5 protein-coding genes are annotated in these 10,150 nt (G+C 70.3%); all 5 read left to right on the forward strand.

Annotated features, from left to right (window positions below; translation table 11 throughout):
• The first annotated feature begins 1 nt into the window (after position 1).
• The 5 genes from ABZV58_RS29745 to ABZV58_RS29765 are packed head-to-tail and all read left to right on the forward strand — an operon-like array spanning position 2 to position 10,128.
• A complete protein-coding gene (locus tag ABZV58_RS29745; RefSeq protein WP_355003500.1) occupies positions 2-5,938 on the forward strand; it encodes an aminotransferase class III-fold pyridoxal phosphate-dependent enzyme in 5,937 nt (1,978 codons plus the stop codon).
• Positions 5,935-6,780, forward strand: a complete 846-nt coding sequence (locus ABZV58_RS29750; RefSeq protein ID WP_355003501.1) for a hypothetical protein — start codon at positions 5,935-5,937, stop codon at positions 6,778-6,780. The genes ABZV58_RS29745 and ABZV58_RS29750 overlap by 4 nt, the downstream gene beginning before the upstream one ends.
• Positions 6,777-7,028 carry an acyl carrier protein gene (locus ABZV58_RS29755; protein ID WP_355003502.1) on the forward strand — a complete coding sequence of 84 codons (252 nt, stop codon included), beginning with the start codon at positions 6,777-6,779 and terminating at the stop codon, positions 7,026-7,028. The genes ABZV58_RS29750 and ABZV58_RS29755 overlap by 4 nt, the downstream gene beginning before the upstream one ends.
• Positions 7,025-8,746, forward strand: a complete 1,722-nt coding sequence (locus tag ABZV58_RS29760) for an AMP-binding protein (protein WP_355003503.1) — start codon at positions 7,025-7,027, stop codon at positions 8,744-8,746. The genes ABZV58_RS29755 and ABZV58_RS29760 overlap by 4 nt, the downstream gene beginning before the upstream one ends.
• Entirely contained in the window at positions 8,743-10,128 is a 1,386-nt protein-coding gene (locus ABZV58_RS29765) for a cytochrome P450 (protein WP_355003504.1), read from the forward strand. The genes ABZV58_RS29760 and ABZV58_RS29765 overlap by 4 nt, the downstream gene beginning before the upstream one ends.
• Positions 10,129-10,150 lie beyond the last annotated feature (22 nt).

Raw genomic sequence — 10,150 nt, forward strand, 5'->3', positions numbered from 1 at the left:
CATGGCCCCGAGAGCGCAAGACCATGATGCCGCGGCGTCCGGCTCGGACGCCGCGGCGCAGCAACTGTTCGACGACTTCGCGCGGCACAACCGGCCCGGGCTGGCACGGTTGCTGCGCGCCTGCCACCTGGACGTGGTGTACGCCGGAGCCGAGGGCGACCATCTGATCCGAGCGGACGGTGCGCGCGTGCTCGATCTGGTCGGCGGCTTCGGCGCGGCACTGTTCGGGCACAACCATCCGGCACTGGTGCGGGTTGCCACGGCGCGGCTGAACCAGCACACGCCGTTCGTCTCGCAGGGCAGTGTCCGTCCCGGCGCCGCCCGGCTGGCCCATCGGCTTTCGGACCTGGTCGGGGCGAGCACCGGGGGCGAGTACGTCGTCACCTTCGGGTCCACCGGCGCCGACGCGGTCGAGGCCGCCGTCCGGCACGCCGCGGTCGCGCACAACCGCCGCCTCGCCGAGTTGCGCACCGAACTGCGACGGACGCTGCGTCGGCTGCGTCGCGACGGACTGCACGCGGTACGTCCGCTCCAAGGACGCACTTCCGATCCGGAACAAGAGGAAACACGCTCGGCCGCAGCGGTTCTCGAAGACTCACTGCGTGTGGTCGAGGAAGTCGCGCGGCGCGGTCCGGTGTACGTCTCGCTGGCCAACGCCTTCCACGGCAAGACGGCGGGCGCTTTCGCGCTCACCGAGCAGGCCGACACGCCCGCGGACCTGGTGGTGCCCGGCCCCGAACGGCGCAAGCTCGACACCTGGGCGCCGGACGAAATAGCGGCGGCCTTCGCGGACGAGCTGCGACCGATCGACCGGATCAGCGTGGACGCCGCCGGACGCCCGGTACTGTCCCGGACCTCCCTCTCGCCCATCGCCGCGGTCTTCGCCGAGCCCATCCAGGGCGAAGGCGGGGTGCGCGAGGTACCTGTCGCGACGCTGCGCGCGCTGCGCGAACTCGCCGACCAGCACACGGCCGCACTGGTTTTCGACGAGATCCAATCCGGTATGGGCCGCACGGGCACCTTCTTGGCCTCGGCGCCGTCGGGAGTCGCCGCGGACTACTACCTGCTGTCCAAATCGCTGGGCGGCGGACTGGTGAAGATCTCGGCGCTACTGGTCGAGCGCGGCGGGTCGGTCTCGGACTTCGGCAGGTACCACACCTCGACCTTCGCCGACGACGACCTGTCCTGCGCGGTCGCCGAAACGGCGTTGGACCTGTTGCGCGACAACCAGATCCGCATCTCCGATACCGGTGCGCGGCTGCGGTCCCGCTTGGAGGCGGTGGCGCGCCGCTGGCCGCGGGTGCTGGCCGGCGTGCGCGGGCGCGGGCTCCTCCAGGGCATCGAACTCGTCCCGCCTGCGACGGAATCGGCCCTGCTGCGGGAGATCTGCGAACCCGACATGTTCGGCTACGTGGTCGCGGGCTATCTGCTGCACACCCACCGCATTCGGATGCTGCCGACGCTGTCCGCGCCGACCACGCTGCGCATCCAGCCTTCGGCGTTCCTCGCCGAAGCGGATCTGGCCCGGTTGGAGTCCGCGCTCGACGAACTCGCGGCCGTGCTGCAGCGCGGCGACATGGCCACGCTGCTCGCCCACCTCGCGGCACCGGTCACCACGAATTGGCAAGTGCCGGACAGCAAACCACTCACCGATCGGCACACCGCCGTGGTGGCGCGGGATTTCGGCGCACCCAATCGGGTGGCCTTCCTCGCCAACCTGCCCGAGGCGGCCGATCTGCGCCGATTCGCACCGGAGCTCGCCGAGTGGTCGGACGCGCAGTTCGCCGCGCTCTTCGAGCGACTGCGCGGTGTCGCCGAGCCCTTCGAGCTGACCAGGCAACTCGTCACCTCGCCCACCGGCGCCACGGTCGAGGTCTGCCTGATCGCGGTGCCGATCTCCGCGGAACAGATCATCGAATGCCAGCGCGCCGGGCACCGGGCCTGGCTGCGCGATCTGGTGCTCGACGCCGTCGAACAGGCGATCGCGCTGGGCGCCACGGTGATCGGTCTCGGCGGCTACACCTCCATCGTGACCAACGCCTCCCGCGACGTGGTGGAGGACTCCGTCACGGTGACCTCCGGGAATTCGCTCACCGCCGCCTCCGCCTACGAGGTGGTGCGCGGTGAACTGGCCCGGCTCGGTCCCGGGCGACGGCGCGTCGGCATCCTCGGCGCGCTGGGCAATATCGGCGCGGTCATGGCGGAACTGCTTGCCCCGCACGCCGATTCGATCACGTTGGTGGGGCGTCCCGGCTCCGCGAGCCGACTGCGCCGCGTGGCGGACCAGCTCGGCGCGGGCGCGGTCGAGGTCAGCGAGAACCTAGCCGCGCTGCGGGACTGCGACGTCGTGCTCACCGCGACCAATTCCGCGACGCCGCTCGTCACCGCGGACCTGCTGGCGGCGGACCATCCGGTGCTGGTGTGCGATCTGGCGGTCCCCGGCGACGTGGATCCCACCGTCGCCGAGCGCCCGAACATCACCCTGGTCTCCGGCGGTCGCATGGCGCTGCCGCTCGGCCAGACACCTCCCTTCCCCGAAACCGGACTGCCCCCGGGCATCGTCTACGCCTGCATGGCCGAGACGGTGCTGCTCGGCTTCGAGCCCGACACCGCGAGCCCCTCGTACGGCGGGCTCACCGCCGCGGGCGTGCACGCCGCGCGCGAACTGGCGGCTCGCCACGAGGTGCGCCCGGTTCTGCTTCCGACAGGAGCTTCCACCGTGTCCGACAACCCGACACTTGCGCCGATGTTCCTCGGCGCGGCGGATTTCGTCCCCGAACGAGCCGGCGGCAAGGCCGCCACCCTGCACGAACTGATCGTCGCGGGCTTCGAGGTGCCGCCGGGATTCGTGGTGCCCGCCGAACTCGACCTCGACGCGATCGGCGACGACGACCTCACCCGCTGGGTGCAGGCGCTGGGCGGATTCCCGGTCGCCGCGCGCTCCAGCGGCGTGCTCGAAGACCTCGACGATGCCAGCTTCGCCGGGCAGTACGAGTCCTACCTGGACATCACCGACATCTCGGCGCTGCGCGACTACATCGGGCAGTGCCGCGCCTCGGTCCACAACGACCGGGTGCGCACCTACCTCGCCAAGCACGGCTACACCGAGGCGAAAGCCACCGTGGCGGTGCTGGTGCAGCGGATGGTCGACGCGCGCTACGCCGGTGTGGGTTTCAGCATCGACGCGCTCACCGGCATCGAGGAACACGCGGTCGTCGAATGCTGCGTGGGTCTCGGCGAACGACTGGTCTCGGGCCAGCTGACACCGACCCGGTACACGCTGCGGCTGTTCGACGGCACCGTCGTCGAGCGGGACGCGGGCGGTGAGGACGTGGAACTCGCGCCGACCGACACCACGGGACTCGCCGCGCTGATGCTGGCCGTGCAGGCGCACCGGCACCGTCCGCAGGACATCGAGTGGGCGATCGACGGTGCGGGCAAGCTGTGGCTGCTCCAGGCCAGGGCCATCACCGCGATCACCTGGCGCACCGACATCGATCAGTTCTCCGACGCGGATCTGCGCGACGGCGGTGTCTCGGCGCGTGTCTGCACACCGATGATGTTCTCGTTGTACGACAACGCCTTCCAGCATTCGATGCAGCGGTTCTTCGAGCGGCTGAAGCTCGCCGACCCCGGTGTGGAACCGGACTGGATGGCCATGTACTACGGCCGCGCCTACTGGAATGTCAGCGCGGTGAAGAACTGCTTCTTCAAGATCCCCGGCTTCGATGAGCAGCACTTCGACGACGACCTCGGCGTGCTCAACGAATACGGGCCCGAGGGTCCGCACCGCACCCCGACCAATGCCAAGACCATCGCCAAGGCGCTGCCTGCGGCGCTGGCCGTCCAGCAGAGCTATCGCGACCAGCTGGCCGCGGTGGACGCCTTCGCGGCGGAATGGCCCGCGAAACACGCGCTCTGGCGGGAACGGGTCGCCGGCCTGGCGCAGACCGACGAGACCACCTTCGCCGCCGACCTGACCGACTGCCTGCTGACCTTCCACGCCGGCACCGAACGCACCTACTTCACCACCATCTACAACAACTCGAGCGTGCAGACCGACTTCAAGCAGCTGCTCGACAAGGTCGACGCCGCCACGCAGGGATCGACCTCGGCCATCGACCTGATGGGCGGGCTGGCCGAGATCAGCCACATGCAGTTGCAGCGCGGCATCGTCGAATTGCACCGCGTGGCAACCGAACACGGGCTCGACAGCGCCGCGTGGGACACGGCGCTCGCCGAATTCGTCGCCGAGCAGGGCTTCCACGCCGACGCCGAGCTGGATCTGACCTGCCCGCGCTGGTCCGAGGCGCCCGACCGGGTGCGCTCGATGATCGCGGTCATGCTCCAGCACGGCACCGCGCCCGCGGATCCCGACGTGACACAGGTGGAGCAGCGCAAACGCTACGAGGCCGAGCTCGCCGCACTGCGGACCAGGGTGCGGTCCAAGCCGCTGACCCGGGTGAAGTACGCCAAGGCGATCGACAAGCACGTCGACCGGATCCGGCGCTATCTGGTCGCGCGCGAACGGATGCGCGAGTTCTCCTCGCAGTGCTACGCGATCGTGCGGGCCTACGTGGTGGAAGCGGGCGTCCGGCTGGCCGCGGCGGGCACGCTCGAACATGCCGACGACGCGTTCCAGCTGAGCATCCACGAGTTGAGCGATCTGGTCGCGGGCCGCGTGGACATCGACGAGCTCGCGCCCCGAATCGCCTACCGCCGTGCGATGTACGCGGGATACCGGGATCTGACGCCGCCGCACGAACTCGGCGGCGGGGTCACCGTCGGGGCGGTCCGCGAGATCGGCGACGGCGACCTGACCGGGCTCGGTTGCAGCCCCGGCGTCGCCGAGGGCACCGCGAGGGTGATCACCTCGCTGGCCGACATCGATCAGCTGCGCGAGGGCGACATTCTGGTCACCCGCTTCACCGATCCGGGCTGGACCCCGGCGCTCGGCCTGGTGGCGGCCGTCGTCACCGAGGTGGGCGGCATGCTCTCGCACGCCGCCGTCATCGGGCGCGAATACGGGATTCCGGCGGTGCTGAACGTCGCGGGCGCGACGAGCGCGGTGCGGTCGGGTCAGCGCATCCGGGTCGACGGCAGCGCGGGCGTGATCAGCGTGCTCGACGCGGCGACGGATACGGGTGCGGGCGAAAGTGGCGGGACGGTCGCCCCGGCAACAGCGACCGCCGAAAATGCCAGCGGCACAGCCGAATTCGACCGATCCGCAGCCGCGGCAACGTCGACCACCCCCTCCGAAGAACCACTCCGCCCGGCGCCCCCGCGCCCGGCGCCTAGAAGGGATGAACCACTGACCGCACGCAAACGCCTGATCTGCATCGCGGGGGGCGACGGGTCGGGCAAGACCACGCAGGTGGCGCGGATCGCCGCCGAGTTCGAGGCCCAGGGACAGAGCGTCGCCGCGGTCACGATCTGGGACGCCTTCCTGGACCCGAAGGTCTCCTCGAAGCTGCCGTGGCAGAGCCCGTCCGAGATCTACGGCTACCTGAAGCTGCTCACGCCGTTGAGCCGCGCGCACTTCCTGTTCCACGCCATGCAGCTGTCCTTCGATCTGGCCGCCGCGCGCGGCGTGGACATCGTGCTGGCCAACGCCTACTGGTACAAGTACTACGCCACCGAGGTCGCGCACGGCGGTGATCCCGCGGTGTTGCGTCAGCTCACGGCGGGTTTCCCGGAGCCCGACCGCACCTTCTATCTGACGGTGAGCCCGCAGGACGCGTTGGGGCGCAAGCAGTTGCGCAGCGATTACGAGAGCGGCTACGGCGACGAGAAGGCGTTCCTGGACTTCCAGCAGCGCAGCCACGAGGCGCTGGAATCGCTGTCCGAGGAGCTGGGCTGGGTGCGCCTGGACGGCACCGCCGCGCCCGCCGAGATCACCAAAGCCGTGCTGGCCCAGCTGCGGGAGGACGACCGATGACCCGCCGCGTCGCCATCGTCGGCATCGACGGCGCGGGCAAGTCCTCGGTCATGGCGCGGTTGCGCGAGCTGGCCCCGGCCGGGGATCACGTCTCGTTCGCCTCCATGACCTGCCCGGACTTCCACAACACCCGCGACGTTCCGCTCACCGATCTGTCCAAGCAGCTCAGGGCATTCAGCGTCGGCTGTGACGAGATCTCCAGCCTGGAGATGAAAGCCACCGCCATGTACCTGCAGATGACTCTGTTCGGTCCGGTGGAGCGGCACTTCCTCGACACCTGGGCGCCGGATGTCCTTGTCTTCGAACGGCATCCGCTGATCGAGCTGCTGGTCTACGGCCCCCTCTACGTGGCGCTCGCGCGCCCGGAGTGGAACGGCCACGATCGCGAGGCCGAGATCGCCGAGGTGCTCGAACGGCACCGGCCCGGCACTTTCGACGACATTCTGGCCTGGCAGCGCTCCGAGTCCACCCGGCTCGGCAGCGCCCCCGACATCTGGCTGCTGCTCTCCGAGATCGCCGACCTGGTCGGCCGCGACATCACCAGCTCGGTCGCGGGTTTCGCCGCCCGCTTCCGCACCACGCTGCCCGACGCCGTGCTGTGGCTCGACGTCCCGCCCGCGCAGGCGGCGGCCCGTTGTGCTGAACGATCCGGCGACGGCCCGACGGAGGCGCACGAGACCGCGGAGCGCCTCGCCGCCCTGCGCGACGGCTACCTGCGGGTGCGCGACACCCTGGCCGCCGCCTACCCGGAGGTCGGCTTCCATCGCATCGACACCGGCGACGGCGTCGATCTGGACGAGTCCGTCCGCGCCTGCGTCACGGAAGGAAAACTCTTCGGATGAGTGCACAAACCCGTTCCACCGCCGAGATCGAGGCGCGCGTCCGCGTCATCGTCGGTGAGGTGCTGTGGGTCGCGGCCGACGACATCGACGCGGGCACGCAGCTGATCGACTACGGGCTCGACTCGCCGACCGCCATCGAGCTGACCATTCAGCTGGAACAGGCGTTCGCCATCGAGATCCCCGAAGACGTGGCGGCACAGTTGAATACGGTCGCCGAGATCGTCGAGTACGTGCGGGGCGAGTCGTGAACGCGCGCTTGGCGCCGCGGCATCCGAGCCTCGTGCACGCGCTGCTCGCGAACGCCGAACGCGGAACCGACGGCCCGTCCACGATCTTCGTGCCGGAGCGCGGCACGGACGGCGAATTCTCCTGGCGGCACGATGATCTCGCGCTGGCGGCTGGACGCGCCGCGGCCGCGCTGTCCGACGCCGGGGTACGCCCCGGCGATCGGGTGGTGCTGTCGCTGCCCACCTCCCCCGAGTTCGTCACCGCGTTCTTCGGCGCGCTGCTGCTCGGTGCCGTGCCGACGGCGGTGGCGACGCCGGGCGGATTCGGTTCGGCGGAGCTGTTCTACGAGAAGTTCCACCGGCTGATCGGCTACCTCGAGCCGAAGGTGGTCGTCGCCACCGCGACCGTGCTTGCGGCGGCGGAACTCCCGTCGGGGCTGACCGGCCTCGACGGCGCGGCGGTGCACCGGCGCGCGGGCGATCCGGACGCGCCCGCGCTGCCGCCACGTCTCCCCGACCCCGGCGACCTGGCGTTCATCCAGGCCACCTCGGGCTCCACCGGGACGCCGAAGGGGGTGCAGATCACCCACGCCAATCTGGCCGCGAACTGCGAGCAGATCGCGCTGGCCGCGGCGATGGGACCGGGCGACACCTGGGTCGGCTGGTTGCCGCTGCACCACGACATGGGACTGATCGGCGGCTTCCTCACCCCCATGTTCCGCGGCATCGACGCGGTGCTCATGCCGCCGAGCCGATTCCTGCGCAGCCCGGGCGACTGGCTGCGCGCGGTGAGCAAGTACCGCGGAACCTTCACCGCCGCACCGAACTTCGCCTACGGCTACGCGGCGGCGCGGGTCACCGACGCCGAACTGGCCGGGGTGGACCTGTCGAGCTGGCGGTTCCTGTTCTGCGGCGCTGAGCCGATCCACCCGCCCACCGTGCAGCGCTTCGTCGATCGTTTCGGCGCGTGGGGACTGCCGTCGGACGCCCTGGTGCCCTGCTACGGCATGGCGGAAGCCTCGCTGGCCGTGACCGTCGCGCGCCCGCACGCGCCGGTCGCCTACGACTCGGTCTCCCGGCGAGGGTTGACCAGAAACGGTGTGGCACTGGATGTTTCGGCAGGCGATCCCGACGGGTTGCAGATCGTGGACTGCGGCGCGCCGGTGCTCGGCACCGAGGTCCGTATCGTCGACGGCGACGGCGTACCCTGCGGGGAGAATACGGTCGGGAGCATTCAGTTCCGCGGTCCGTCGACGACCGTCGGCTACTTCCGGCTCCCCGAGGCGACGGCCTCGGCGCTGTCCGACGGCTGGTGGGACACCGGCGATATCGGCTATCTGCGGGCGGGCAGGCTGCGCATCACCGGCAGGCAGAAGGACCTGATCATCATCCGCGGCGCGAACTACCTCCCGACCGATTTCGAGATCGCGGCCGAACAGGTGGATGGCGTGCGGCTCGGCGGAGTCGCGGCGGTCGGCCACGCGGATGCCGCTGGCCTGTCGGAGGAACTGCACCTCGTGGTCGAAACCGCCGTCGCCACAGACGAACACGAGGCGCTGCGGCGCGCGGTGCGGGTCGCGGTGAGCAAACGCACCGGCGTGCTGGCCGCCGATGTCCATGTGGTGGCGCCGCGCAGCATTCCCAAGACCACCAGCGGGAAGGTGCAGCGCGCCGAAGTACGTCGCCTGTTCGTCGAGCGGCCCGCGCCGGAACTCGTCGACGCGGGAGGTGCGGTATGACGGCACGCGCGCTCGCCGGTCCCGCGCTGCGGCATCCGCTCGGCGCCTACCTCGACTACCGCGCCGACCCGCTCACGCTGTTCTACGAGCAGGCCGTCGCGCACGGCGGCAGCGTCCGGCTGCGGCTGGTCCATCAGCAACTGCACCTGCTGGTCAATCCCGACCACATCAACCAGGTGCTGGTGACCAACGCGGCCAAGTACGCCAAGGGCATCAGCTATCAGAGCCTGAACTATCTGCTCGGCCCCGGCCTGCTGACCAGCGGCGGCGAACTCTGGAAACGCCAGCGCGCGTTGATCAAACCGGCGTTCGCGCGCAGGCACGTCGACACCGAGATCCCGCTGATGATCGCGTGCGGGCAGCGGATGCTGGACCGGCTGGACAAGCGCGCCGCCGACGGCGCGGCGTTCGATCTGGTGCCCGAGGTGATGGGTTTCGCGGCGGATGTGGTGTGCCGCGCGACCATGGGCGCCGACATCGACGGTGTGCTACCGCAGATCGAGGACGACGTGCGCGAGGGCGTCTCCTGGGTGATGCGGCACATGGCCGCGCCGATCCAGATCCCGCCGAACGTGCCCACCCCGGCCAACCGGCGGTTCCAAGGCGTGCTGAACCGCTTGCACCGGGTCGTCGACGACGTCATCCAGGGACACCGCGCCGCCGCGTCCGGCGCGGCCGATTCGCTGCTCAGCCGCCTGCTCGTGGCTCGCGACGACGCGGGCCACGCGATGGACGACGAACAGCTGCGGCACGAGGTCCTGACCTTCCTGCTCGCCGGGCACGAGACCACCGGCGGCGCACTGGCCTGGACCATCTACGAGCTGTGCCGCAATCCCGCTGTGCTGAAACGGGTTCGGGCCGAGGTCGACGCGGCCCTCGGGACCGGAGACGTCGCGGGCGCGTTGCCCGCGCTGGAATTGACCGGCAGGGCCATCGACGAGTCGATGCGGCTGCACCCACCGGCGTGGGCGTTCAGCCGCACCGCTCTCGAGGCCGACAGTTTCGACAGCTTCGATGTGGAACCGGGCGCGATCGTGGTGATCAGCCCGTTCGTCAACCACCGCTTCCCGGACTTCTGGGACTCCCCGTTGACCTTCGACCCGGACCGATTCACCAAGGAGCGCAACCGGGCGCGCTCGTCGTTCAGCTACTTCCCGTTCGGGTGGGGCGCGCACCTGTGCGTCGGCCAGCACATGGCGCTGACCGAGCTGCGCGTCGGTCTGGCGATGTTGCTGGCGCGGTACGACATCGAACTGGTCAACGGTCTGCGGGTGCGGGAGAACCCGGAGATCTCCAACACCCCCGATCCGGTGCTGGTGCGACTGACGCGGCGCGAACCGGTGGCCGCGACCACCGACAGCATGGCGGAGCCGGCCCGATGAGCGCACGCCCCCTTGCCCTTTC

The organism is Nocardia sp. NPDC004654 (genome assembly GCF_040609595.1).
GTDB lineage: Bacteria > Actinomycetota > Actinomycetes > Mycobacteriales > Mycobacteriaceae > Nocardia.

Excerpts from the sequence above, each read along its gene's own strand:
- ABZV58_RS29765 (WP_355003504.1), top strand. The coding sequence starts at position 8,743 with ATGACGGCACGCGCGCTCGCCGGTCCCGCGCTGCGGCATCCGCTCGGC.
- ABZV58_RS29750 (WP_355003501.1), top strand. The coding sequence starts at position 5,935 with ATGACCCGCCGCGTCGCCATCGTCGGCATCGACGGCGCGGGCAAGTCC.
- ABZV58_RS29755 (WP_355003502.1), top strand. The coding sequence starts at position 6,777 with ATGAGTGCACAAACCCGTTCCACCGCCGAGATCGAGGCGCGCGTCCGC.
- ABZV58_RS29745 (WP_355003500.1), top strand. The coding sequence starts at position 2 with ATGGCCCCGAGAGCGCAAGACCATGATGCCGCGGCGTCCGGCTCGGAC.